We start from the raw sequence: 23,183 nt of genomic DNA, 5'->3' as shown, positions 1-23,183 counted from the left end.
GGCCAGGGCACGGCCCTTGCCGCCCTGCGGCCATGAACCTTCGCTCCGCCTTCGGCCGCTGGGTGGACCGGGCCGACCGGCTCAATGACCTGCGCCAGGTCCACTGGCAGCGCTGGCGCCCGCCCGGGCCGCTGGAAATCGCGCCCTACCTCGGCTGGGGCACGCCGCGGCGGCTGCAACTGGGCGCGCGCGTGCTGCGGCTGGTGGCGCACCGCGCGCCGCAGGCCTCGGACCCGGCCTGGCGCAACCTGATCTCGGTCTGGCGCCGCCTGGCCTCCGACGAGGTGCCGCGCGCCCGCGTGCGCACCACGCTGGGGCCGCTCAGCGTCGAGACGCAGGCCGACGACGAGGGCCATGTGCAGCTCGTGCTGGAACCGGGCGCCCCGCTGCAGCCCGGCTGGCACGCCGTCGAGCTGGAGCTGCTCTCTCCATTACCCCGCGACGCCGCGCCGGTGCGTGCCACCGCCCGCGCCCTGGTGCCGCCGGACACGGCCCGCTTCGGCGTCATCAGCGACCTGGACGACACGGTGATCTGGTCTCACGTCAGCAACCGGCTGCGCATGCTGGCGCTGCTGCTCAGCTCCAACGCCCACACGCGCAAACCCTTCGAAGGCGTGGCCGCGCTGTACCGGGCGCTGCATGACGGCGCCTCGGGTGCGGAAGGCAACCCGGTGTTCTACGTCTCCAGCAGCCCTTGGAACCTGTACGCGCCGCTGACGGAATTCCTGCGCCTGCAGGGCCTGCCGGAGGGGCCGCTGATGCTCAAGGACTTCGGCGACCACATGCTGTTCGCGCCCCTGGACCACCGCGGGCACAAGCTGCGCCACATCGAGCAGGTGCTGGCCACTTATGCGGCGCTGCCTTTCCTGCTCATCGGCGACAGCGGCGAGCAGGACCCGGAGATCTACGCCCAGGCCGTGCGCGACTTCCCCGGCCGCGTGCGGGCGGTCTACATCCGCAGCGTCGATCCCGACCCGGCGCGCCAGGCCGCCATCGCCAGGCTGGCCGAGGAAACGCAGCGTGCCGGCGTGCCGCTACTGCTGGTGCCCGACAGCCTGGCCGCCGCGCGCCACGCGGCGGAACAGGGCTGGATCAGGCCCGGGGCCGTGGAGGAGGTGCGCGCGGACAAGCGGGACGACGAGGATGCGCCGCCGCCATGACGGGCAGCTTGGTCAAGCCCCGCTCACGCGGCCGGCGGCGTCGCGTTCAAGTGCCTGAACCACTGCGCCAGGAACTCCACCGCCACGCGCAGCTTGGCCGAGCGCTCCAGCCGGGTCGGGTAGACGGCCCAGACGTTGGCGGGCTGGATGCAGCCCGGCAGCAGCTGCATGAGCTGCCCGCCGGCCAGCAGCGGCGCCACCTCCCACAGCGAGCGCAGCACGATGCCGCGGCCGTCCAGCGCCCAGCGCAGCGCGATCTCGCCGTGGTTGCTGGACAGCGGTCCGGACACCTTCAGCGCCTGCTCCTGCCCGCCGTGGCAGCGCAGCCGCCAGAGGCCGAAAGGGTGGTCGCGCTCCTTGATGGCCAGGCAGTCGTGGCCGGCCAGGTCCGCCGGCGTGCGCGGCAGGCCGCGGCGCGCCACGTAGGCGGGCGACGCGCACAGCACGCGGTGGTTGTCGGCCAGCCGGCGCGCGATCAGGTGCGGCGCGGCCTCGTCGCCGACGCGCACGTCCAGGTCAAAGCCTTCGGCGGCAACGTCGATGAGCCGGTCGAACACCTCCAGCCGCACCTGCAGCTGCGGATGGCGCTCCACCAGCGCGCCGATGGCCGGCGCCACCTGCTGGCGGCCGAAGCCGAAGCTGCTGCACACGCGCAGCGAGCCGCGCGGCTGCGCCCGCGTGCCGCCCACCTCCTGCAGCAGCTGGTCGAGGTCGTCCAGGATGCGCTGCGCCCAGCGCAGCACGCGCTCGCCGTCCTCGGTCAGCGCCACGCTGCGCGTGGTGCGGTGCAGCAGCCGGGTGCCCAGCTGCTGCTCCAGCAGCCGCACGCGCTTGCTGACGTAGGCGGGCGACACGCGCAGGTCGTCCGCCGCGGCGGTGAAGCTGCTCTTGCGCGCCACGACGCTGAACACGCGCAGGTCCTCGTTGGCAGGGGTGGCGTTGTTCACGTTGCGTGCATAAAGACTTCACAGGGAAGCGGATTATCGGCGCGGCGTGAATGGCTACGATGCGCCATCCTCGACACGGAGTCCCGACCATGAGCAACGACAAGAGCTACAAGATCGCCGTCATCCCCGGCGACGGCATCGGCAAGGAAGTGATGCCCGAGGGCCTGCGCAGCGTGCAGGCGGCGGCCGAGAAGTTCGGCATCGCGCTGGAGCTGACGCACATCGACTGGGCCAGCTGCGACTACCACCAGGCGCACGGCAAGATGATGCCGGACGACTGGAAGGAGCAGCTGCAGGGCATGGACGCCATCTTCTTCGGCGCCGTGGGCTGGCCGGCGACGGTGCCGGACCACGTCTCGCTGTGGGGCTCGCTGCTGAAATTTCGGCGCGAGTTCGACCAGTACATCAACCTGCGCCCGGTGCGGCTGTTCGAGGGCGTGCCCTGCCCGCTGGCCGGGCGCAAGGCCGGCGACATCGACTTCTTCGTGGTGCGCGAGAACACGGAGGGCGAGTACACGAACCTGGGCGGGCGCATCTACGCGGGCACCGAGCGCGAGATCGTGATCCAGGAGTCGGTGTTCTCGCGCCACGGCACCGACCGCGTCCTGAAATTCGCCTTCGATCTGGCGCAGTCGCGCCCGCGCAAGAAGCTCACCGTCGCCACCAAGAGCAACGGCATCGCGGTGAGCATGCCCTGGTGGGACGAGCGCGCCGACGAGGTAGGAAGCGACTATCCCGAGGTGCAGGCCGACAAGCAGCACATCGACATCCTCAGCGCGCGTTTCGTGCTGCAGCCGGACCGTTTCGACGTGGTGGTGGCGAGCAACCTGTTCGGCGACATCCTGTCCGACCTGGGCCCGGCCTGCACCGGCACCATCGGCCTGGCACCGTCGGCCAACCTCGACCCCGAGCGCCGCTTCCCCTCGCTCTTCGAGCCCGTGCACGGCTCGGCGCCCGACATCTACGGCCAGAACATCGCCAACCCGGTGGCCATGATCTGGTCCGGCGCGCTGATGCTGGACTTCCTGACGAACGGCAAGGGCGCCGGGCGCCAGGCGCACGACGCCATCCTGAAGGCCATCGAGACCGTGCTGCGCGAGGGCCCGCGCACGCGCGACCTGGGCGGCAATGCGAACACGACGGAGATGGGGAAAGCGGTTGCGGCGCTGATCTGATCCGCCTTCGCTCTTGAACGACGCCGGTGCGGGGCGCCGGCGTCGTCCACCACACGGTCCGCCCGCCGGCTGCAGACGGGGCAAGGGTCGCCATGGCCCATGCGGCGCACCGCTTGCCGGTCAGCCGCGTAGGCCTGAAACCCGGTGACCTCCGCATGACGCCTTCGCTCCCTCCTCCACGCCTGCTGATCCTCAACCCGAACACTTCCCCTTCCGTGACCGCGCTGCTGGCCGACCATGCCACCACGCTGCTGGGCGGTGCGGCCGTGGTGGACAGCGTCACGGCGCGGCTGGGCGCCTCCTACATCGCCAGCGAGGCGGCCTGCGCCATCGCCGGCCATGCGGCGCTGGACGCCTGGGCCGCGCACCGCGCCGCGGCGCCGCGCCCGGACGCGGTGCTGATCGGCTGCTTCGGCGATCCGGGCCTGTTCGCGTTGCGCGAGCTGTGCGACAGCCCGGTCACCGGGCTGGCGGAAGCCTCGTTCGTGCAGGCCGCGCGGCGCTCGGCGCGCGGACGCTTCGCCATCGTCACCGGCGGCGCGGCCTGGGGGCCGATGCTGCGGCGCCTGGCGCAGGGGCTGGGCTTCGACGACGCGCTGGCCGGCGTGCACACCGTGGCGCCCAGCGGTATCCAGCTCGCCGCCGACCCCGCCGGCGCGCTGCCGCTGCTGGCCCGGGCCTGCCGCGAGGCGGCGCGCGACACGGGCGCGGACTGCGTGATCCTGGGCGGCGCCGGGCTGGCCGGCATGGCGGCGCGCATCCAGGACCAAGTGCCGGTGCCGCTGATCGACAGCGTCAGCGCCGGCGCGCAGGAGGCGCTGACGCTGGCCCGGACAGCCGTACCGCCCACCACGCGAGCCGGAGCCGGCGACGGCCCGGCATGGTGCGGCCTGTCGCCCGAGTTGAATGCGTGTTTGTCCTGACCCCCAGCACAGGGCAGCACAGAGGGCGGACGTAATGCGCACTTTTTTAGTCGGGAAGTGTTACAGGGCTTAACAGCCGCGCGGCGCTTTAAGACAATCCCCTGATTGGGGGCTGTGACAGTCAATTACAAGTACGGGTACCGGGGTGCAACGCCGCGGAACGCCTGTCACAGCCGGGTTTGTCCATTTGGTTGCTGGAGGTTCCCATGGCACGCGCGCGGTTCTGGTTCATCCCATCCTTCGTGATGGCGATCCTGGCCCTGAGTTGGACCCCGGCAGCACAGGCCGGCCCGACGGGAGCGCATGAAGACGGACCGCAGGTGCGCATCGTCCACTGCAGCGACGTGACCTGCGACACCGTCGTCGGCCTGGCGCCGGGCCAGCCGATGATCCGGCTGGCGGCGCACTACCCGGAGCAGGCCGGCCGCCGCGTGCGGGTGGTGGTGGTGTCCGAGCGCGACAAGCACACCTCGCTCATCGACGTGAACTCGCATGTGCAGCCCAACGGCCGCTTCGGCGTGAGCCTGCCGGTGCACCTGCTGCCCCAGGGGGTTTATGACATCGGCGTGATGGGCGCCTCGCGCTTCCTGGCCGAGGGCCAGATCCGCATCAAGCGCGCGGCCACGCCGCGGGCCTCGCGCGGCACGGAGGCGGCGCCGGCGCGCCCGGCACGCCGTGGGGTGCTGATGGTGCGCGGCCACCAGCGCAAGGCGCCCGTCGCGGTGGTGCTGGCCCCGCGCGGCGGCCAGGAGCCGGTCTATACGGCCAGCACCGGCACGCGCACCGGTCGGCGCGGCTGAGGACGGGCGGCCGCGCACTCCATCACAACAGCCTCAGGTCCACCACCAGCGCGAACGCCGGCGCGATGCGCAGCGGGCGGCCTTGCTCGTCGAGGTCCACATGGCCGGCCAGGCCGACGCCGCAGCCGGAGACCTCCAGCCGGATCGCCAGCATCTGCAGCAGCGGCGCATCGGGCCCGCGCGGGCGCCAGGTGCCGTGCTCCAGCGACACGAACACCAGTTCCGTGCCCGGCTCCACCAGCGCCAGCGCCTCGCGCTGGAAGCGCTTGAATCCCGTCAGCGGCGAGCCCGAGGGCTCCTCGTCGGCCACCGGCAGCACGCGCGCGTCCAGCGCCTGCGCCCGATGCAGCGCCAGCCAGCGCCCGGCGAAGTTCCGCAGGCGCACCCCGGGCGCACACAGCCGCGCGGCATACAGCGCGTACACCGCGCGCAGGCCGTCGGGGACTTCGGGCAGGCGGTCGGAGTCGGGGCGTGGGCTCATGGCAGGTCGGGAAGCGCTGTGAACGACGCGCTCAGTTGAACATCGGAAATGGCCAGGCCTGGGCCGCCACCTGGGCTCACCCCTGGGCGGCTCATCGTTTCTCCGCTGCCGCCGGCGCGGGAGCGTGCCAGCATGGTGGATGTCGCTCCGACATCCCGCCCTGCCCGCCGACGGCACCGGGCGGGCCGGATTGCCGCAGCCGGCCAGGGTTTAGCGCAGGAAGCTCAAGGCCAGTCCCAGCGCCGCGCAGGCGCCCAGCAGCGGCATCACCCCCACCTTGAAGCGAAACAGCGCCACCGCCGCCCCCACCGCGATGAGCGCCGATACCGCATCGAAGGGGCCGCTGAAACCCTGAGGCCACAGCACGTGCCAGGCGAAGAACAGCGCCAGGTTCAGGATCACGCCCACCACGGCCGCCGTGATCGCCGTCAGCGGTGCCGTGAAGCCCAGCTTGCCGTGCGTGGCCTCCACCAGCGGCCCGCCGGCCAGGATGAAGACGAAGGACGGCAGGAAGGTGAAGAAGGTCACCACCGTCGCCGCCAGCGCCCCGCCCAGAAAGGGTGCGCCGGCAATCACCTCCTTGGCCCAGCCGCCGACGAAGCCGACGAAGGCCACGACCATGATCAGCGGCCCCGGCGTGGTCTCGCCCAGCGCCAGCCCGTCGATCATCTGCACGCCCGAGAGCCACTGGTGGTGCTCCACCGCGCCCTGGTAGACGTAGGGCAGCACGGCGTAGGCGCCGCCGAAGGTCAGCAGCGCCGCCTTGGTGAAGAACCAGCCCATCTGCGTGAGCGTGCCCTGCCAGCCCTGCAGCGCCAGCAGCAGCGCCATCGCGCCGGCCCACAGGCCCAGGCCCACGCCCAGCACCTTCATCAGCCCGTGGCGCGAGAAGCGCGCGTGTTCGGGCGTGGGCGTGTGGTCGTCGATCAGCGCCGGGCCGTAGGAGGCCTTGGCCGCGCCATGCCCGCCGCCCATGGTGAAGACCTGCGGCGCGCGCCGGGCGCCGAAGTGGCCGATGAGCCCCGCCGCCAGCACGATGGCCGGGAACGGCACGTCCAGGGCAAAGATGGCCAGGAAGGCCGCCGCCGCGATGACCCACAGCCACGCATGCCTGAGCGCGCGCGTGCCGATGCGGTGCGCCGCGTGCAGCACCAGCGCCGTCACCGCCGGCTTGATGCCGTAGAAGATCCCGGCCACCAGCGGCACGTGGCCGAAGGCGATGTAGATCCACGACAGCGCCACCAGGATGAACAGCGAGGGCAGCACGAACAGCGCGCCGGCCGCCACGCCGCCCCAGGTCCGGTGCAGCAGCCAGCCGATGTAGGTCGCGAGCTGCTGCGCCTCGGGGCCGGGCAGCAACATGCAGTAATTCAGCGCGTGCAGGAAGCGGCGCTCGCTGATCCAGCGCCGGCGCTCCACCAGCTCGGTGTGCATCAGCGCGATCTGCCCGGCCGGGCCGCCGAAGCTGATGAAGCCCAGCTTCAGCCAGAAGCGCAGCGCCTCGCCGAAGCCGACCGGCGGCGGCGCTTGCGGCTCCGGCTCCGGCTCGGGTACCGGCGCCGGTGCCGCTGCGTCCGACGCGGGCTGCTGCGCCTGCAAGGCTCTCTCGATGATGGAACCGCTCATGCCTGCTCTCCCGGCGCCGCGTGCAGCGCATCGAACACGACCGCCGCGGCGGCCACGAGCTTGTCGTCGTCGCCGTGCAGCGCGCGCAATCCGTTGAGCACGGCCTCGACCCCGGCGGCTTCCGGCACCGGGATGCCGCCCACGTCCAGCAGGTGCACCAGGGCGCCGATGCGCTGCAGCTTCGGGTCGCTGTCGAGCCCGAAGCTGGCGGCCAGCACCTCGAAGCTGACAAGCCCGCCCCGGTGCGTGAAGGGCGCGCCGTCGAAGTCGAAACCCAGCGTGTTGCGCGGCGCCAGCGCCGGATCGGCCAGCCACACGAACTCGGCGCGCGGGTCGATGAAGCGCCGGATCAGCCAGGCGCAGGCCAGCCGGTCCACCTCGGGCCGCGCCCGCGTGGCCCAGCGCCGGCCCAGGAACCGGCGCGGGTCCAGCCGCGGGATCTCACCTTCCTGCGCCAGGGTCCGGGGCTCGCCGCCGGGGCCGCGGGCCTCCAGCGCGCGCCGCAGCGCGGCCAGCTGCGCCTGGGCCTGCTCGCCGGCCGCGCCGGGGTAGTAGTCGATGCGCTGCAGCGCCTGCAGCGACTCCGACAGCAGCCGCCAGCGCCGGCGCGCCTCGCCCTCGGCCAGGCGATCGAGCTGGGCCTGCAGCGCCTCGGCGCCGCGCTGCCATTCCGCATAGGCCGCACCGCGGTCGAACAGCGCCAGCAGCTCCCGCTTCTGCGCCGCGCCGCGTGCCTTGAGGCTCAGCACCGTGGCGCTGCCGCCGTGCTCGCGCACCTCCTGCGCCACGGGCTCCAGCAGCTCGGCATGCTCCTCGGGCAGCAGGTAGGCACCGTCGCGCAGCGAGGCGCAACCCAGGGTCTTCAAAGTGCGCCACACGCGCAGCCGCACGGCATTGGGCTGCGTGGGGAGCGTCAGGATCAACATGGCCCACATGGGGCGAGCATACGTTACGTGAAAAGAGATAAGCATTTCGCGCCGCATGCCGCCCGCTGGGCGAGGCCGCGGCTTCAATTGGCGGGCAGCCGCAACGTCAGCGTCACGCCGAAGGCGCTGCCCGCGCCGGGCGTGCTGTGGAGGTCGAGCACGCCGTCCATCATCACCACCAGGCGCCTCACGATCGACAGCCCCAGCCCGGTGCCGCCGAAGCGCCGCGTGGTGGAGCTGTCGGCCTGCGCGAAGGGCTCGAAGATGCGCGCCTGCACCTCCGGCGCGATGCCGATGCCCGTGTCTCGCACCTCCAGGCGCAGCGTCGCGTGCGAGGCGTCGCGCTCGGCCACCGTGGCGCGCAGCGTGACGCTGCCGGCCGGCGTGAACTTCACGGCGTTGCCCAGCAGGTTGAGCAGCACCTGCCTGATGCGCAGCGGGTCGCCCAGCAGCCGCGCGGGCAGCGCCGGATCGGCCTCCAGGCGCAGTTCCAGCCCCTTGGCGTCGGCCTGGGGACGCACCAGCGCGCACACCGCGTCGAGCAGCGCCGCCGGCTCGAACACGGCCTCCTCCAGTTGCATCGCGCCGGACTCGATGCGCGAGAGGTCCAGCACGTCGTTGGTCAGCGCCAGCAACTGCTCGCCGGCCTGGTGGATGTGGCCGACGAAGCGCGACACCTCCGGGGGCAGCTCCCGTTGCCGCAGCAACTGGCTCAGGCCGATGACGGCATTGAGCGGCGTGCGGAACTCATGGCTCATGTGGGCCAGGAAGGCGCTCTTGGCCCGGCTGGCGGCCTCGGCCTGGTGCGTGCGCTGGCGCAGCGTCTCCTCCAGCAGCTGGCGCTCGCTGAGGTCCGTGATCACGCCCAGGAAGCCGATGGGCCGGTCGCGGCCGTCGCGCAGCACGCTGATGTTGAACAGCGCCGGAAAACGCGTGCCGTCGGCGCGCACGCAGCTCCACTCGTTGCGCACCTCATCCGCCGCCGCCCCGGCCCCGCCCTCGCGCTGCATCGCCTGCTGCAGCTCCTGGGGCAGCTGCTGCGCGTTGCGCCGCATCTCCGAGGGCAGCTGCGGGGCGTGCGCCAGCAGCTCCTGCCAATCGAACAGGGCCAGTGCCGAGGTGCCCAGGGCCCGGGCCGCGGGCAGGCGCAGCATGCGCTCGGCCGCGGGATTGAAGCTGATGATGCGCGCGGCCAGGTCGGTGGCGACGATGGCGGTGGCGGCGCTGACCAGGATGGCGTGCTCGCGCGCCGCCACCTGCTCCAGCGCGGCCGTGCGCTGGCGCACCTGCTGCTCCAGCGTGGCATTGAGCTCGACGATGCGCGCCTGCGCCGCGCGCTGCGCCCGCATGTCGCGCATCGTGGTGGCTGCGCCGACGACGCGGCCCATGCTGTCGCTGCGCACCGGCGACACCGACACCGACACCTCCACCGGCCGGCCCTCGCGGTCCAGCCGCACGGTGTCCACGGGCGGCACCTCCTCGCCGCGCCAGGCCCGCGCCAGCAGCGCCAGGGCCTCCTCGCGCCGCGCCGGCGGCACGGTCAGCCCGGTCAGGTGGCGCCCGACGGCCTCGTCGGCGCTCCAGCCCAGCAGCCGCTGCGCCGCCGGGTTCCAGCTCTGGATCAGGTCTTCCGGCGTGTGGCTGACGATGGCGTCATGGGCGTTGTGCACCACCGCCGCCATCAGCGCGCGTTGGCGCTGGATGGTGCGCTCGTCCCGCACGGCACGCAGCCGCACCGCCAGCAGCAGCGCCAGCACCAGCGCGGACAGCGCCGCGGCGCCCGCCACCAGCGCCGGGCTGCGCAGGTTCAGCGCCTCCTCGAAGGGCGGCAGGGCCTGCACCCGCACTTCCCAGCGCCGGCCGTAGAGATCAAGCACCACCGGGTGCACCGGCGCAGCGGCGTCGGCACGCCAGGCCGGCGCGGTGTAGAGGCGCTCGGCCGCGCCGGGCTGCGTGACGTCCGTGAGCGCCAGGGCAAAGGCGCCGCTGTCGTCCTCCAGGTTGCTCAGCACCGCTTCCATGGCCAGCGAGGCCGTGACCACGCCGAAGGCCAGCTCGTCACGCCGCGCCGCTTCGGGCGGCCCGATGCTGCGGTAGGCCGCGAGGTACAGCAGCACGGCCTGGCGGGGCTCGCCAGGCCGCTGCACCAGGGTGACGGGCGCCGTCATCCGCGGCTCGGCGCTGGCGATGGCCGCCATCACCGCCTGGCGCCGCCGGGGCTCGGAGACGATGTCGTGGCCCAGGGCACCGGCGTTGGCTTCCAGCGGCTCGATGCACTGGACGATGAAGCGGTCGCCCGGATGAGGCTGTTCGCGCTGGATGCGCACCGGTCGGCCCTGGCGGCGCAGACTCTCCAGGAAGACCGCCTCGCGGCCTGCGGGCACGCGGCGCGCGAAGCCGAAGCCCACCACGCCGGGGTACTGGCGCCGGATGTCCTGCGCGGCGCCGAAGCGGCGGAACTGCTCGGGCGAGAGCTCTTCCACGTCGCGGCCGGCGGCAATGACGGCGCCGTGCGCGCCGCGCAGCCCGTACTCGTACAGGCGCATGCGCCGCAGCACCCGGTCCGCCGCGCGCGCCGCCAGTACCTGCAGCCGCTCCTGAACCAGCGCCTCGTTGGCCCGCTGCTGCCACAGCCCACCGCCGATCGCCGCCAGCAGGCCCGGCAGCAGCAGCGCCGCCGGCCAGAACGACAGGGAACGGAGACGCGTGCCGTTGGGCTTCATGCCGGCATGACTACTGCCTTTTCTTGTCGCCTGGGCCTGTAGAAGACGCGCTCACTTGGGGACGGAGCCCTTCCGGAACGCGGCGGGCCGGCACGACGGTGCGTGCCAGAGGGCAAGCGGAATACCCGGGCCCCGCGGCGCGAAGTCGGCACCGGCTCCGGCCTGGGTCCGGGCCTTGCTCGCGCCCCGGCGGCGCGCCGGGGACGAGGCCCCGGGGGAAAGGAGCTTGCATGACACCGCCCTTCATGTTCGCCACCGGCATCGAGAACTCCTGCCCGACCATCAACGGCGGCCGCACGCGGCGCGACGAGATGGAAGCCTGCGGCCACTACACGCGCTGGAAGGACGACTTCGACCGCGTGCAGCAGCTGGGCCTCTCGTTCCTGCGCTACGGCCCGCCCATCCACCGCACCTGGCTTGGCCCCGCGCGCCACGACTGGGAGTTCGCCGACACCACCTTCAACGACCTGGCGGCGCGCGACATCGTGCCCATCGTCGATCTGTGCCACTTCGGCGTGCCGGACTGGATCGGCAACTTCCAGAATCCCGACTTCCCCGAGCTGTTCGCCGCCTACGCCGGCGCCTTCGCGCGGCGCTTTCCCTGGGTGCAGCTCTACACGCCCGTCAACGAGATGTTCATCTGCGCGCTGTTCTCGGCGGCCTACGGCTGGTGGAACGAGCAGCTCAGCAGCGACCGTGCCTTCGTGACGGCGCTCAAGCACATCGTCAAGGCCAACGTGCTGGCGATGCAGCGCATCCTGGCAACGCGGCCGGACGCGCTCTTCATCCAGAGCGAATCCTCGGAGTACTTCCATGCCGACAACCCGCGCGCGCTGGGCATCGCCAAGGCGCTCAACGGCCGGCGCTTCCTGTCGCTGGACCTCAACTACGGGCGCCGCGTGGACTCGGAGATGTACGAGTACCTGATGGACCACGGCATGACGCGCCAGGAGTACCACTTCTTCCTGAGCCAGCACCTCAAGCAGTACTGCATCCTGGGCAACGACTACTACGCCACCAACGAGCACCGCGTCTGGGAGAACGGCCGCACCGAGCCGGCCGGCGAGGTCTTCGGCTACAGCCACCTCACCTGGCGCTACTACGCGCGCTACCGCATCCCGGTCATGCACACCGAGACCAACATCGCCCAGGGGCCCAATGGCGACGAGGCGGTGTACTGGCTGTGGAAGCAGTGGGCCAACGTGCTGAGCCTGCGCAGCGACGGCATGCCCATCCTGGGCTTCACCTGGTACTCGCTCACCGACCAGGTGGACTGGGACACGACGCTGCGCGAGGTCAACGGCCGCGTCAACCCGCGCGGGCTGTACGACCTGGACCGCAACATCCGCCCCGTGGGCCAGGCCTACCGCAAGCTCATCGCCGACTGGCGCGAGGTGCTGCCCACGCGCAGCGTGTGCCTGCAGGTGCCCATCGTGCGCCCGCAGCGCTACGCGCGGTCCCAGGTGGACGACGGTGAGCGCGCCGAGGCGGCCCCGGCCCGCGCGTCCGCCAAAGCCGGCGACGCGCAGGACGGCTGAAACCGCGGCTCAGCCGTTGTTGATGCGGCTCACCAGTGCCTGCGTGTACTCGCGCGTGCTGGCCTTGCCGCCAAGGTCGCCGGTGCGGACCTGGTCCACGTTGAGCGTGTCGTGGATGGCCTGGCGCAGCCGCGCGGCCTTGTCGCCGAGCTTGACGTGGTCGAGCATCTGCGCCGCCGCCAGCAGCAGCGCCGTGGGGTTGGCCAGGCCCTTGCCGGCGATGTCGGGCGCGGAGCCGTGCACGGCCTCGAACATGGCTGCGTCCGCACCGATGTTGGCGCCCGGCGCCATGCCCAGGCCGCCCACCAGCCCGGCGGTGAGGTCGGAGAGGATGTCGCCGAAGAGGTTCGTCGTGACGAGCATGTCGAACTGCCACGGGTTGAGCACCAGCTTCATGGCGCAGGCGTCCACGATGATGCTGTCCATCTCGATGCGGCCCTTGTAGCGCTCCTCGTACATCTGCTGCGCCGTCTCCAGGAAGATGCCCGTGAGCGCCTTCATGATGTTGGCCTTGTGCACCACGGTGATCTTCTTGCGGCCCAGCGCGATGCCCAGCTCGAAGGCGTACTCCAGGATGTGGCGGCAGCCCTGGCGCGTGTTGATGCCGGTGGCCATGGCCACGGCATGCGGGTCGTCGTCGATCTGCACGAAGTGCTCGTGGCCGATGTAGAGGCCTTCGAGGTTCTCGCGCACCAGCAGCAGGTCGATGTTGTCGAAACGACCGCCGGGGATGATGGTGCGCGCCGGGCGCACATTGGCGAAGAGCCGGAACTCCTCGCGCAGCCGCACGTTGGAGGAGCGCCAGCCGCCGCCCGAGGGCGTCTCCAGCGGGCCCTTGAGCGCCAGCCGCGTGCGGCGGATGCTCTCCAGCGTGGCCTGCGGCAGCGGGTCGCCCGCGGCCTTCACGCCCGCGGCGCCGGCGATCTGCGGGTCCCATTCGAAGGGAGAGCCCAGCGCGTCGAGCACGGCCACCGTGGCTTCGACGATCTCGGGGCCGATGCCGTCACCGGCGATGAGGGTGGCGGGAATACGGGCGGTCATGGGGCTCTCCTTCCAGGGTCGTTGATCTGGATCTATTTGTCGGGAGGGTTGTCGATCGCGGCCGTCCACGCCGCGATCTCCTCGGCGCTCATCGTACCGGCTGGCTTGAGCCGGGCGTCGCCGGCACCGTGCTCCAGGTCGGGCAGGTACTGCTCGCGCGACAGCAAGGTGCCCTGGCAACGGCCCGTGGCCGGCGGCGGGGCCAGCATCTCGTCGTGCAGCTTCTGCAGCAGCTCGTGCATGACCCAGGCCGGGATGCGGTCGCGCTCGTCGGGGTAGACGTAGCCGAACAGCACCAGGTGGCTCAGCAGCACGCGCCAGTGGCTGCCCGCGCGCTCCATCAGGTGCGGCCAGTCCAGCGTGGCGGCGCAGCCGCGCAGCACATGCGCCACGTCGGCGCCGTCGTAGCGCTCGCGCTCCATGATGAAGGCCTTGGACCACACCATGTCCTCGGCCGACATGGTGCGCACCGGGTGGCCCAGGATGGTGTCGCGGCCCGCGCGCTCGAACCAGCCCTCGTCCACCGCGTTCATGCCGTTGGCCGAGGCGAAGATGAAGTCGATGAAGAAGGGCCCGCGGTAGACCTTGCCCAGCCAGTGCGGAAAGGTCAGCTCGCTGCGCAGCCCGGTGCCGGCCAGCACCTGGTCCAGCCGCATGAAGTCGTCGCGGCGGATGAACAGGTCCAGGTCCTTGGTGGGCCGCTCCACCCCGGTGAGGCCGGCCAGCGCGAAGGCGCCGCCCACCAGGTAGGGCACCCCGGCGGCGTCCAGGGCCTGCAGCACCTGCAGGTAGAAGGGCTCGGCCTGCGGGTCAAGAGCAGTCGCGCTGGCGGCCGGGGGCAGCGGCGTCTTGGCGGTGGATGTCATGCCGCTCCCGGGCAAGGCCCGTGCCTTGCTCCGGGGCGGCACCGGGCCTGCGCCGGCAGCGTGGCCCACACCATCCATCGGTTGAAGGAGGACGGCATGACCATGCCCACGGAGCAGCTTCAAGCCACGACATCGCCCCTGCCGCCTCAGGAGCGGCCACCGCAGCCCGCGGCGTCCCGGCCCTCGGCGGCGGGCGACGGCCTGCTGCGCTTCGCCGCCGTGGGCGATCTGCACTGCACCAAGGATTCCACCGGGCGGCTGCGCCCGTTCTTCCAGCAGGCCGCCGAGGCCGCGGACGTGCTGCTGCTGTGCGGCGACCTCACCGACTACGGCACCACCGAGGAGGCCAAGGTGCTGGCCGGCGAGCTGGCGCAGGTGGCCATGGCGCGGCCGGTGGTGGCGGTGCTGGGCAACCATGACTTCGAGACCGGCCAGCCCGAGGTGGTATCCCAGATCCTCAAGGACGCGGGCGTGCGCATGCTCGACGGCGAGGCCGTGGAGCTGATGGGCGTGGGCATCGCCGGCGCCAAGGGCTTTGCCGGCGGCTTCGGCCGCGGCGCGCTGGGGCCCTGGGGCGAGCAGGCGATCAAGGCCTTCGTCAACGAGGCGCTGCACGAGGCGCTGAAGCTGGAGTCGGCGCTGGCCAAGCTGCGCACGCCCGACAAGATCGCGCTGCTGCACTACGCGCCCATCGCCGCCACGGTGCAGGGCGAGCCGCTGGAGATCTTCCCGTTCCTGGGCACCACGCGGCTGGAGGAGCCGCTGATCCGCTACCCGGTGAGCGCCGTGTTCCACGGCCACGCGCACCGCGGCACGCCGGAGGGCAAGACCGTCAACGGCACGCCGGTGTTCAACGTCGCCATGCCGCTGCTGCGCCACCACTACCCGCAGCGGCCGCCCTTCCGGTTGCTGGAGCTGCCCCGGCCGGCGGCGGGGGCCGAGGCCGAGGTGGAGTCGCGCCAGTAGCGGGCAGCAGCCAGGCTTGGCTTGCCGGGAACGCCGCGCCGCGCCGCGACGTCCATCCCCATGCAGGCCGCCCACGGGGCGGCGCCAACCCAGGAGATGGAGCATGAAGCAAAGCCTCAAGCGGGCGCTGTGCGCGCTGGCGACCTGCACGGCCCTCGGCGCCGCCGCGCAGGCCGGCCCCAGCGATGCCCAGATCGCCGCCATCGTCGTGACGGCCAACCAGGTGGACATCGACGCGGGGCAGCTGGCCGGGCAGCGCAGCCGCTCCGAGCCGGTGCAGTCCTTCGCCCGGCTGATGGTGTCGGACCACGGCAGCGTCAATCAGCAGGCCAGCGCGCTGGCGGGCCGGCTCAAGCTCAAGCCCGAGGACAACCCGACCAGCGCCAGCCTCAAGCAGGGCGGCCAGGACAACCTCAAGCGGCTGCAGGCGCTGCAGGGCGAGGCCTTCGACCGCGCCTACGTCGATCACGAGGTGAGCTACCACCAGACGGTGATCGACGCGCTGGACAAGACGCTGATCCCCAGCGCTCGGAACGGCGAGCTCAAGGCGCTGCTGGTGAAGGTGCGGCCCGCCTTCGAGGCGCACCTGGAGCATGCCAAGGCGCTGCAGGCGCAGCTGGGCAAGCGCGGTGGCTGAGCGGCGTCGGCACGGCCGCGCGGCGGCCGGGATGGTCCTGGGCGCGGCGTGGCTGGTTTGCCCAGGGCTGGCCGATGCCGCACCGGCCACGCACACCGTGGTGATCGAAGACATGCAGTTCAAGCCGGCGACGCTGGCGGTGCGGCGCGGCGACCGCGTGGCCTGGGTGAACCGCGACCTGGTGCCGCACACCGTCACGGCGCCCGGGATGCTGGATTCGGGCCCCATCGCCGCCGGGGCCACTTGGAGCGCCGTCGTGGGCCACCCGGGCCGGCTGCGCTACCTCTGCAGCCTGCACCCCACGATGAACGCCACCCTGAGCGTGGAGGACACGCCATGAGTCCGGTGATCTCCCTGCCCGGCCCGCTGCCGGCGAGCCCGGCTGACGACGAGCCCGCGCTGGTGCGGCGCATCGTCGCGGGCGACGTGGCGGCCTTCGAGCTGCTGATGCGCCGGCACAACCGCCGCCTGTACCGGCTGGCGCGCGCCACGCTGCGCGACGCCGCCGAGGCCGAGGACGCGCTGCAGGAGGCCTACCTGGCTGCCTACCGGCATCTGGGCGCCTTCCGCTGGGACTGCAGCCTCTCCACCTGGCTGATGCGGCTGCTGCTCAATGCCTGCCACGACCGGCAGCGCCGCCAGGCGCGGCGCGACAACGTCGTGCCCATGCTCAACGGGCTGGACGGCGCCGAGGCACAGGCGGTGCCCTCGGACCGCCGCGACGAGCCCGAGGACGCTGCCGCGCGCGGCGAGATGCGCGCGCTGCTGGAGCGCCATCTGGACGCCCTGCCCGAGGCCTTCCGTACCGTGTTCATGCTGCGCTGCGTGGAAGAGCTGAGCGTGGAGGAAACCGCGCAGTGCCTGGACATTCCCGAGGCCACTGTCCGCACCCGGCAGTTCCGCGCGCGCAGCCTGCTGCGCGAGGCGCTGGCGCGCGAGATCGACCTGGCCGAGCGCGACCTGTTCGGCTTTGCCGGAGCGCGTTGCGACCGCATCGTGGCCGGCGTGCTGGCGCGGCTGGAAACAGGGGCCGGTCGGCCGGATTGAGCCCGGGCGCCGCGCCGCTCAGGTCCAGTCCTGGTCCGGCCGCAGCTTGAGCCGGTGCGCGGCCTGGATCACGTCGTTCAGGTCCACCGGGTCGCTGAACGGGTCCTCGTCCAGCACCGTGACGCGGTTGAGCAAGCGCTGCCAGTGGCGCAGCTCGTCGATGTAGGTCAGGTAGGGCACGCGGCGCAGCGTGCCGTCGGCCTGCTTCTCCAGGTCGCACAGCCCGTTGTGCAGCCAGTGGCCGGTGTGCCAGTCGGGCATGTCCACGGCCGGGAAAAGGCACACGCCGTGCAGGTCGATGCCCTGGTCCACGGCGGCCAGCGACTCCTGCATCACGTCGCACAGCCAGTCCTTGCGACCGCGCCCCAGGCCGCTGGTTTCGGAGATCACCATCGGCCGCCCGTAGCGCCGCCACACGCGCTGCAGCAGCTCGCACAGCGGCACGATGCGCGCGTCATCCGGCGCCAGCGCCTGGTGCGGGCCGTGGGCGCGGTACTCCATCTGGCCGAAGGAGTAGGCATTGCAGCCCACGATATCCAGCACCTGCGGCGCGCCGCCCAGCTCCGGGCGCAGGCGTCCGGCCAGCACGTCCCAGGCATGCCAGGCGTCGTCCTCCATCTCGTGGCGCGCCTCGTCCGAGAGGTCGGGCCGGTCGCGCGGCGGCACGACGTGGATCAGCGGCTCCACGTGCAGCATGCGTGCGTCCGGGTCCACCTCGCGGATGGCGTGCACGCCGGCGATGGCGGCCTCGCACAGCGCCTCGCGCAGCCGGTAGCGCGCTTCCCGGCTCTTGCCGAAGGGCCCCATCCAGCCCCATTCGCCGCCCGCGAAGCCCCAGAAGGTGATCTCGTTGATCGGCGTGAAGCAGTGCGGGCCGCGCACGCGTGCCGTCACATGCTCGGCCGCGGCGCGGCAGTAGGCGGCGAAGCGGCGGCTGAAGTCGGGGTGGGATGGCTCCAGTGCGTCCGGGTAGCCGTAGTGGCACAGGTCCCACACCGGCAGGATGCGCTCGGCGTTCATGGCCTCGATCAGCGGCGCCAGGCAGGTGAAGTCGTAGCGGCCCTCGCCCTGGTCCACCAGCGGCCACGGGATGCCCTCGCGCGCCACGGCAATGCCCACGCTGCGCAGGAAGGCGTAGTCCGCGCGCGCGCAGCGGTCGTGCTGCGTCTCGGCCGCGAGGTTGCGCCGGCCCCGGTCCTTCCACAGGAAGGTGGAGCACTCGAAGCCGGAGAGGAAGAAAGTGGGGAAGAGGCCGGCGCGCTGGGTCATGCGGGGCTCGCATTCATTCTTCCGTTCGCCCTGAGCTTGTCGAAGGGCTGGCGGCTTGGTGAGGCGGCGGGGCTTCGACAAGCTCAGCCCGAGCGGAGCTTGGGCAGCGGCAAACCCAGGGCCCGACCCTCACTCCGCCCCCAGCGACCGCGGCGCGAACAGCAGCGCCTGCGCCTGCGGCACCACCTGGGTCCACAGCGGGCGCGGCCCCAGGCGCAGGGCGCGCAGCGCGTCGGCCAGCGGGCCCTGCCCCAGCCTCAGCTCGGCACCGCCGCCGCCCGGGTGCTCGTGCCAGCGCTCCTGGCGCAGGCGCAGCTCGCTCACCACCGGCGCGCCGTCCAGCAGCGTGTGCGACAGCAACGACAACTCGCGCGCCGGCCCGCTGCCCGGCGCGACGCGACAGGCCAGGCTCAGCTCGGGCTGCCCCGGCCCGGTGTGCAGGCTGCAGCGCCGCCAGCGCGGGTCCTCGCTCCAGCGCAGGTCCGCCACCCATTTCGGAAAACCCGCCAGCCGCACGCCGGCGTCGCGGGCGCGCTCGGTGGTGACGGGCATCTGCCAGATGAACCCCTCGAAGCGCATGCGCAGCAGATCGCGCAGCGCCTGCAGTCGCGGCAGCGGCGCGCGGCCCACGGGCACCGTCACCGCCAGCTCGTCGTAGGGCCCGAGGTCGCCCTCGTGGTAACGCACGGCGATGAAGCTCACCAGGCAGCGCCCCGGGCGCCACTGCAGCGGCGCCAGCACCGAGGCGCCGGCGGCGGGCAGCAGCGCGCGCACGGCGGCGGTGTCGGCGCCGAACACGGCCGCCATGGCTTCGAGCGAGTCCAGGCGCAGCGGCACGGGCGTCCCGCCCAGCGCCGGGCAGGGATGGCGGGGAACGGCGTCCAGAAAGCTCATGGCCCGGTCTGCAGCAGCGGCCGTGCCGGGAGCGGTGGACCGCGCCACGGCAGTCGCCAGGCCCAACCCCTGGGACAGGCGCCGTCCGGCGGGCAGTTCAGGAATGTGGGTTGCCGCCGCCGCGACGCAGCGCGGCCTCTTGAGGAGGCCGCTGCTCTCGCTCACACCCATCCGACGCCGCCTGATGCGCCCCTTTCTCCCTCTCCTGAACTTTCGGCAGGCCGTTGCGGCGCGGCCGGCCCTGGCCCTGCGGCGCGCGCGAGCCTCGGCCCGCGCGCGCCGCAGCGACGCCGCACCGAAAGTCCGGCGTTGAGCGCCGCCCCCTACGACGCTGACGTGCTCATCGCCGGCGCGGGCGTGGCGGGCCTGTCCTGTGGCGCGGCCCTCGCTGACGCCGGGCTGAAGGTGTGCGTGCTGGAGCGCGACGCCCTGCCCGGCGGGCGCGCCGCGAGCTGGCCCGACTTGGTCACCGGTGACGTGGTGGACATCGGCCCGCATGTGCTCATCAGCGACCACCTCAACTTCCGCGCGCTGCTGCGCCGCCTGGGCACCGAGGACGACATCGCCTGGCAGCCGCAGCCGCTGATCACGCTGCTCGACGCCGGGCGGCGCATCCCGGTGTCGATCTGGCGCCACCTGCCGCCGCCGCTGCACGGCCTGCCGGCGCTGCCCAAGGCGCTGCGCTGCATCGGCGTGCGCGACCTGCTCTCCAACCTGCGCGTGGTCTGGCACGCGGCGCGGCTGCGGGAGGCGGACCTGGAGCCGCTGGACGGCATGGACGCCATGCGCTACCTGCGTCAGCTCGGCGCCAGCGAGCGCAGCATCGAGTGGTTCTGGACCTCGGCCACCATGGCGCTGCTCAACGTGCCGCTGCAGCAGTGCTCGGCCGCGGCGCTGATGCGCGTGTACCGCGTGATGCAGGGCCGCAGCGACTACTGCTTCGGCTTCCCCAAGGTCGGCCTGGCCGCGCTGTACGCGCCGGGCTGCCGCGCGCGCATCGAGGCCGCGGGCGGGCGCGTGCTGCTGCGCACGCCGGTGGCGCGCGCGCACGTGGAGGCCGGGCACTTCCGCGCCTTCGAGCTGGAGGACGGCAGCCTGCTGCGCGCCCCGGCCGCGGTGCTGGCGCTGCCGCCCCAGGCCTACCGCCGCGACTTCCTCAACGTGCCCTGGCCGGCGCTGTCGCATGCCGCGCACCTGTTCGAGCCGGCGCGCTACATCAGCGTCTACCTGTGGCTGGACCGGCCCGTCACCAAGGAAAGGTTCTGGGCCCGCACCTGGGCCACGCGCGACCTCAACACCGACTTCTACGTGCTCTCCAACATCCGGCCGCACACGCATGGCGGCACGCTGGTGGCGTGCAACTCCATCCACGTGCGCCTGGCCTGGGACTGGAGCGACGAGGAGCTGGTGCAGCGCTCGCTGCAGGAGGTGGCGGATTTCGCCCCGCTGGCGGCGCAGGCCCGGCTGCTGCACGCACGGGTGCACCGCATCCCGATGGCCGTGCCCTGCCCGATGCCCGGCACCGAGCGCGCGCGGCTGCCGGCCCAGACGCCCTTCGCCGGCCTGTGGCTGGCCGGCGACTGGACCCGCACCGCGCTGCCGGCCTCGATGGAAAGCGCCGCCCGCTCCGGCGCGCTGGCGGCCGAAGCCGTGGCGGCCTCCTTCGGGCATGAGCTGCAACTTGCCATACCGGTGCCCCGGCCCACCGGCGTGATGGCGCTGCTGGAGCGGCTGCCGGCGACGCCGGTGAAGGCGGTGTGAAAGCCTGGCTGCGCGTCAGCGCTCAGCCGCCCGTCTCCAGCACCATCAGTCCCGAGGCCGTGTTCGAGATCGGGATGTGGTAGTTGCGGTGCAGCTCATGCACCTTGGCGCCCAGCGCGGCGCGGGTGGCGAGCCACATCAGCAGCTCCACGCCCTGGGTGCCGGTGTGCTCGACCAGCTCGCGCGTCGTGAACTGCGTGGCCCACTGCGGGTCGTGGACCATGCTGTCCATGAACTTCAGGTCGAAGTCCTTGTTGATGAAGCCGGCGCGCTCGCCGTCGAGCTGGTGCGACAGCCCGCCCGTGCCCAGGATCAGCACGCGCTCGTCCGTCTCCCACTTCGCCACCGCGCGGCCGATGGCCTCGCCCAGCTTCCAGCAGCGCCTGGCGGTGGGCAGCGGGTCCTGCACGGTGTTGATGCACACCGGGATCACGCGCACCGGCCAGCTCTGATCCGGCCACAGCAGCGCCATGGGCAGCGTGAAGGCGTGGTCCACCTTCATCTCCTGGCAGGTGGTCAGGTCGAACTCGTCCTCCACCAGCGATTCGATCAACTGCCACGACAGCGCCGCGTCGCCCTGGAACGGCGGCATGGTCGGGATGCCCCAGCCCTCGTCGGCGTTGCGGTACTCGGCCGCGGCGCCGACGGCGAAGGTCGGCATCTTGTCCAGGAAGAAGTTCAGGCCGTGGTCGTTGTAGATGACGACGACCACGTCGGGCTTCGATTCAGCCACCCATTTCTGCACCGGCACGTAGGCGTCGAAGAAGGGCTTCCAGTACGGGTCCTGCTGCAGGCCCTTGGCGATGGCGCGGCCGATGGCCGGGACGTGCGAAGTGGTGATGCCACCGATGATCTTTGCCATGGCAATGTCTCCTGGATGCGTTCTCAACCGCGGGCGGCCAGCAGCTTGGCCTGGAACTGTTCGCGGGTCAGGCCCGTCTGCTGCGCGCCGATGTCCTGCATGTCCAGGCCCAGGATGCCGGCGAACTTGGCCAGGTAGTAGGCATTGCCGCCGGCGGCGATGAGCTGCAGCACGTTGCGGCTGCGGATGGCCTCGCGCTGCCGCTCGTTGAGACCGTATTTCGCGCAGTAGGCCTCCTCGTCGGCGACGAAGGCCTTGCGGTTGTCCTCGTCGTTGAAGGAGAAGCACATCTTGTTGAGGGCATAGCCCTTCATGGCCTGCTCGCCGTCGAAGATGACGGTGCCGGGAATGGGTTTCTTGTGGGCGCTCATGGGCCTTGTCTCCTGAAAAGCCAGCGGACTTGCTTCAGATCAAGCGCGGCGACCGCGCTCGGGCTGGGCGTGAGTATTTGGCGGGTCATCATTTCGAAAAACCGGGGATGACTCATTGGACTCATGAGCCGATTCGATCATTTGGACCTTGACGGCCACCTGCTGGCGCTGCTGCTGGCGGTGTACGAGGAAGGCTCCATCACGCGCGCCGCCGCGCGGCTGGGCGTGACGCAGTCGGCCGTGAGCCACCTGCTGGAGAAGCTGCGCGCCATCGCGGGCGACCCGCTGTTCGTGCGCAGCGGGCGCGGCATCGTGCCCACGGCGCGCGCCGAGGTATTGACCCGGCACGCCCGGCTGCTGCTGGAGCAGATGCGCGGCTTCACCACAGCCGGCGGCTTCGACGCCGCCACGCTGGACGCGACGGTGACCATGGCCGCCAACGACCTGCAGCGCGACCTGCTGCTGCCCGCGCTGCTGCGCCGGCTGCGCGCGCAGGCGCCGAATCTGAAGCTGCGCGTCATCAACTCCGGCGTGCCGACGGCGGAGATGCTGCGCGAGGGGCAGTGCCAGCTCGTCATCTCGCCGCGCCCGCCCGACGCGGCGGACCTGGTGCAGAAGCGGCTGTTCGAGGACCGCTATGCCGTGTTCTACGACCCGCGCGAGCGCGAGGCGCCGCGCACGCTGCAGGAGTACCTGGCGGCCGAGCACGTGACGGTGGTGTACGAGCCGCGCCGCGCGCTGGACTTCGACCGCTGGCTCAACGAGCAGCCCTGCGCGCCGCGGCGCATCGTCGCCAGCGTGCCCAGCTTCGCCGGCGTGGCCGCCTTCGTGCAGGGCAGCGCGCTGCTGGCGACCATGCCCTCGCTGCTGCATGTGCAGCAGCTGCGCGAGCTGGCGCAGGCGCCGCTGCCGATCCAGTGTCCCCCGATGCCCATGTACCTGATCTGGCACCTGCGGCACCAGGCCGAGCCGATGCATGCGTGGCTGCGGCGAGAGCTGGAGGCGGTGGTGGCGCAGGTGCTGGGGCGCAGGGCGGCCTCGGCCTGAGAAGCTGTGAACGATTTGCCTGCACCGAGCATGTTGAGCGGTACTGACGCGGCCAGCCGTGACGGTGCACGGGTGGGCCGTGGACGGCTGCAAGGCGCTCGCCGGGGCCGCCATGCCCGGCAT

At 72.2% G+C, this 23,183-nt stretch carries 22 protein-coding genes; 11 read left to right on the top strand and 11 right to left on the bottom strand.

Going from position 1 to position 23,183, the window contains the following annotated elements:
- The first annotated feature begins 32 nt into the window (after positions 1–32).
- Positions 33–1,160 (top strand): App1 family protein phosphatidate phosphatase, encoded by a 1,128-nt coding sequence (locus HHL10_RS21760; RefSeq protein WP_169162504.1) that lies wholly within the window; start codon positions 33–35, stop codon positions 1,158–1,160.
- A gap of 23 nt (positions 1,161–1,183) precedes the next feature.
- On the opposite strand, the gene HHL10_RS21755 is transcribed toward HHL10_RS21760, so the two are convergent.
- Positions 1,184–2,107, bottom strand: a complete 924-nt coding sequence (locus HHL10_RS21755) for a LysR substrate-binding domain-containing protein (protein ID WP_310734648.1) — start codon at positions 2,105–2,107, stop codon at positions 1,184–1,186.
- Positions 2,108–2,196: 89 nt separating this feature from the next.
- Between HHL10_RS21755 and HHL10_RS21750 the strand changes: the two genes are divergently transcribed.
- The 3 genes from HHL10_RS21750 to HHL10_RS21740 all read left to right on the top strand — a co-directional run bounded on the left by HHL10_RS21750 (position 2,197) and on the right by HHL10_RS21740 (position 5,005).
- Positions 2,197–3,282 (top strand): tartrate dehydrogenase, encoded by a 1,086-nt coding sequence (locus HHL10_RS21750; protein WP_169162503.1) that lies wholly within the window; start codon positions 2,197–2,199, stop codon positions 3,280–3,282.
- 155 nt (positions 3,283–3,437) lie between these two features.
- Positions 3,438–4,205, top strand: a complete 768-nt coding sequence (locus HHL10_RS21745; protein ID WP_169162502.1) for an aspartate/glutamate racemase family protein — start codon at positions 3,438–3,440, stop codon at positions 4,203–4,205.
- Positions 4,206–4,411: 206 nt separating this feature from the next.
- Positions 4,412–5,005 carry a hypothetical protein gene (locus HHL10_RS21740; RefSeq protein WP_169162501.1) on the top strand — a complete coding sequence of 198 codons (594 nt, stop codon included), beginning with the start codon at positions 4,412–4,414 and terminating at the stop codon, positions 5,003–5,005.
- Positions 5,006–5,027: 22 nt separating this feature from the next.
- On the opposite strand, the gene HHL10_RS21735 is transcribed toward HHL10_RS21740, so the two are convergent.
- The 4 genes from HHL10_RS21735 to HHL10_RS21720 form a co-directional block, all read right to left on the bottom strand.
- Entirely contained in the window at positions 5,028–5,486 is a 459-nt protein-coding gene (locus HHL10_RS21735) for a hypothetical protein (protein WP_169162500.1), read from the bottom strand.
- 210 nt (positions 5,487–5,696) lie between these two features.
- Positions 5,697–7,112 carry a chromate efflux transporter gene (chrA, locus tag HHL10_RS21730; protein WP_169162499.1) on the bottom strand — a complete coding sequence of 472 codons (1,416 nt, stop codon included), beginning with the start codon at positions 7,110–7,112 and terminating at the stop codon, positions 5,697–5,699.
- Positions 7,109–8,047: a chromate resistance protein ChrB domain-containing protein gene (locus HHL10_RS21725; RefSeq protein WP_169162498.1), complete on the bottom strand. Its 939-nt coding sequence runs from the start codon at positions 8,045–8,047 to the stop codon at positions 7,109–7,111. Before HHL10_RS21725 ends, chrA begins: the two co-directional genes overlap by 4 nt.
- Positions 8,048–8,121: 74 nt before the next feature.
- Positions 8,122–10,761: a CHASE domain-containing protein gene (locus HHL10_RS21720; RefSeq protein WP_169162497.1), complete on the bottom strand. Its 2,640-nt coding sequence runs from the start codon at positions 10,759–10,761 to the stop codon at positions 8,122–8,124.
- 230 nt (positions 10,762–10,991) lie between these two features.
- Between HHL10_RS21720 and HHL10_RS21715 the strand changes: the two genes are divergently transcribed.
- Positions 10,992–12,299, top strand: coding sequence for a family 1 glycosylhydrolase (locus HHL10_RS21715; RefSeq protein WP_169162496.1), 1,308 nt, complete (start codon positions 10,992–10,994; stop codon positions 12,297–12,299).
- Between the two features lie 9 nt (positions 12,300–12,308).
- Here HHL10_RS21715 and HHL10_RS21710 read toward each other — a convergent pair whose 3' ends face one another.
- A complete protein-coding gene (locus tag HHL10_RS21710) occupies positions 12,309–13,340 on the bottom strand; it encodes an isocitrate/isopropylmalate family dehydrogenase (RefSeq protein ID WP_169162495.1) in 1,032 nt (343 codons plus the stop codon).
- 32 nt (positions 13,341–13,372) lie between these two features.
- Positions 13,373–14,206: a nucleotidyltransferase family protein gene (locus tag HHL10_RS21705; protein ID WP_169162494.1), complete on the bottom strand. Its 834-nt coding sequence runs from the start codon at positions 14,204–14,206 to the stop codon at positions 13,373–13,375.
- A gap of 96 nt (positions 14,207–14,302) precedes the next feature.
- Here HHL10_RS21705 and HHL10_RS21700 point away from each other — a divergent pair, with 96 nt between their 5' ends.
- The 4 genes from HHL10_RS21700 to HHL10_RS21685 all read left to right on the top strand — a co-directional run bounded on the left by HHL10_RS21700 (position 14,303) and on the right by HHL10_RS21685 (position 16,856).
- Positions 14,303–15,172, top strand: a complete 870-nt coding sequence (locus HHL10_RS21700; protein WP_235971710.1) for a metallophosphoesterase family protein — start codon at positions 14,303–14,305, stop codon at positions 15,170–15,172.
- A gap of 103 nt (positions 15,173–15,275) precedes the next feature.
- Entirely contained in the window at positions 15,276–15,809 is a 534-nt protein-coding gene (locus HHL10_RS21695; protein WP_169162493.1) for a DUF4142 domain-containing protein, read from the top strand.
- Between the two features lie 31 nt (positions 15,810–15,840).
- Positions 15,841–16,149 carry a cupredoxin domain-containing protein gene (locus HHL10_RS21690; protein ID WP_169162492.1) on the top strand — a complete coding sequence of 103 codons (309 nt, stop codon included), beginning with the start codon at positions 15,841–15,843 and terminating at the stop codon, positions 16,147–16,149.
- Positions 16,146–16,856: an RNA polymerase sigma factor gene (locus tag HHL10_RS21685; RefSeq protein ID WP_169162491.1), complete on the top strand. Its 711-nt coding sequence runs from the start codon at positions 16,146–16,148 to the stop codon at positions 16,854–16,856. Before HHL10_RS21690 ends, HHL10_RS21685 begins: the two co-directional genes overlap by 4 nt.
- Positions 16,857–16,874: 18 nt before the next feature.
- On the opposite strand, the gene HHL10_RS21680 is transcribed toward HHL10_RS21685, so the two are convergent.
- Both HHL10_RS21680 and HHL10_RS21675 read right to left on the bottom strand, forming a co-directional pair.
- Positions 16,875–18,125, bottom strand: a complete 1,251-nt coding sequence (locus tag HHL10_RS21680; protein ID WP_169162490.1) for a glycoside hydrolase family 1 protein — start codon at positions 18,123–18,125, stop codon at positions 16,875–16,877.
- Positions 18,126–18,254: 129 nt separating this feature from the next.
- Entirely contained in the window at positions 18,255–19,019 is a 765-nt protein-coding gene (locus HHL10_RS21675; RefSeq protein ID WP_169162489.1) for an acetoacetate decarboxylase family protein, read from the bottom strand.
- A gap of 309 nt (positions 19,020–19,328) precedes the next feature.
- On the opposite strand from HHL10_RS21675, the gene HHL10_RS21670 reads away from it, so the two are divergent.
- Positions 19,329–20,780, top strand: coding sequence for a hydroxysqualene dehydroxylase (locus tag HHL10_RS21670; RefSeq protein ID WP_235971709.1), 1,452 nt, complete (start codon positions 19,329–19,331; stop codon positions 20,778–20,780).
- 22 nt (positions 20,781–20,802) lie between these two features.
- Here the strand turns inward: HHL10_RS21670 and HHL10_RS21665 are convergent, their stop codons facing one another.
- Both HHL10_RS21665 and HHL10_RS21660 read right to left on the bottom strand, forming a co-directional pair.
- Positions 20,803–21,642, bottom strand: a complete 840-nt coding sequence (locus tag HHL10_RS21665; RefSeq protein WP_169162487.1) for a class III extradiol dioxygenase family protein — start codon at positions 21,640–21,642, stop codon at positions 20,803–20,805.
- Positions 21,643–21,665: 23 nt separating this feature from the next.
- A complete protein-coding gene (locus HHL10_RS21660) occupies positions 21,666–22,013 on the bottom strand; it encodes a protocatechuate 4,5-dioxygenase subunit alpha (protein ID WP_169162486.1) in 348 nt (115 codons plus the stop codon).
- Positions 22,014–22,136: 123 nt separating this feature from the next.
- Here HHL10_RS21660 and HHL10_RS21655 point away from each other — a divergent pair, with 123 nt between their 5' ends.
- A complete protein-coding gene (locus tag HHL10_RS21655; protein WP_169162485.1) occupies positions 22,137–23,060 on the top strand; it encodes a LysR family transcriptional regulator in 924 nt (307 codons plus the stop codon).
- The last annotated feature ends 123 nt before the right edge of the window (positions 23,061–23,183 follow it).

The sequence above is a fragment of the Azohydromonas caseinilytica genome (assembly GCF_012927045.1).
Taxonomy (GTDB): Bacteria; Pseudomonadota; Gammaproteobacteria; order Burkholderiales; family Burkholderiaceae_C; genus Azohydromonas; species Azohydromonas caseinilytica.
This window is presented reverse-complemented; position numbering and strand designations above follow the sequence as displayed.

What these genes read in the sequence shown, in the direction of transcription:
- HHL10_RS21720 (WP_169162497.1), bottom strand. Translation starts at nt 10,761, where the DNA reads ATGAAGCCCAACGGCACGCGTCTCCGTTCCCTGTCGTTCTGGCCGGCG.
- HHL10_RS21725 (WP_169162498.1), bottom strand. Translation starts at nt 8,047, where the DNA reads ATGTGGGCCATGTTGATCCTGACGCTCCCCACGCAGCCCAATGCCGTG.
- HHL10_RS21655 (WP_169162485.1), top strand. Translation starts at nt 22,137, where the DNA reads ATGAGCCGATTCGATCATTTGGACCTTGACGGCCACCTGCTGGCGCTG.
- HHL10_RS21665 (WP_169162487.1), bottom strand. Translation starts at nt 21,642, where the DNA reads ATGGCAAAGATCATCGGTGGCATCACCACTTCGCACGTCCCGGCCATC.
- HHL10_RS21680 (WP_169162490.1), bottom strand. Translation starts at nt 18,125, where the DNA reads ATGACCCAGCGCGCCGGCCTCTTCCCCACTTTCTTCCTCTCCGGCTTC.
- HHL10_RS21685 (WP_169162491.1), top strand. Translation starts at nt 16,146, where the DNA reads ATGAGTCCGGTGATCTCCCTGCCCGGCCCGCTGCCGGCGAGCCCGGCT.
- HHL10_RS21760 (WP_169162504.1), top strand. Translation starts at nt 33, where the DNA reads ATGAACCTTCGCTCCGCCTTCGGCCGCTGGGTGGACCGGGCCGACCGG.
- HHL10_RS21705 (WP_169162494.1), bottom strand. Translation starts at nt 14,206, where the DNA reads ATGACATCCACCGCCAAGACGCCGCTGCCCCCGGCCGCCAGCGCGACT.
- HHL10_RS21690 (WP_169162492.1), top strand. Translation starts at nt 15,841, where the DNA reads ATGGTCCTGGGCGCGGCGTGGCTGGTTTGCCCAGGGCTGGCCGATGCC.
- HHL10_RS21735 (WP_169162500.1), bottom strand. Translation starts at nt 5,486, where the DNA reads ATGAGCCCACGCCCCGACTCCGACCGCCTGCCCGAAGTCCCCGACGGC.
- HHL10_RS21700 (WP_235971710.1), top strand. Translation starts at nt 14,303, where the DNA reads ATGACCATGCCCACGGAGCAGCTTCAAGCCACGACATCGCCCCTGCCG.
- HHL10_RS21745 (WP_169162502.1), top strand. Translation starts at nt 3,438, where the DNA reads ATGACGCCTTCGCTCCCTCCTCCACGCCTGCTGATCCTCAACCCGAAC.
- HHL10_RS21710 (WP_169162495.1), bottom strand. Translation starts at nt 13,340, where the DNA reads ATGACCGCCCGTATTCCCGCCACCCTCATCGCCGGTGACGGCATCGGC.
- chrA (WP_169162499.1), bottom strand. Translation starts at nt 7,112, where the DNA reads ATGAGCGGTTCCATCATCGAGAGAGCCTTGCAGGCGCAGCAGCCCGCG.
- HHL10_RS21740 (WP_169162501.1), top strand. Translation starts at nt 4,412, where the DNA reads ATGGCACGCGCGCGGTTCTGGTTCATCCCATCCTTCGTGATGGCGATC.
- HHL10_RS21660 (WP_169162486.1), bottom strand. Translation starts at nt 22,013, where the DNA reads ATGAGCGCCCACAAGAAACCCATTCCCGGCACCGTCATCTTCGACGGC.
- HHL10_RS21675 (WP_169162489.1), bottom strand. Translation starts at nt 19,019, where the DNA reads ATGAGCTTTCTGGACGCCGTTCCCCGCCATCCCTGCCCGGCGCTGGGC.
- HHL10_RS21750 (WP_169162503.1), top strand. Translation starts at nt 2,197, where the DNA reads ATGAGCAACGACAAGAGCTACAAGATCGCCGTCATCCCCGGCGACGGC.
- HHL10_RS21715 (WP_169162496.1), top strand. Translation starts at nt 10,992, where the DNA reads ATGACACCGCCCTTCATGTTCGCCACCGGCATCGAGAACTCCTGCCCG.
- HHL10_RS21695 (WP_169162493.1), top strand. Translation starts at nt 15,276, where the DNA reads ATGAAGCAAAGCCTCAAGCGGGCGCTGTGCGCGCTGGCGACCTGCACG.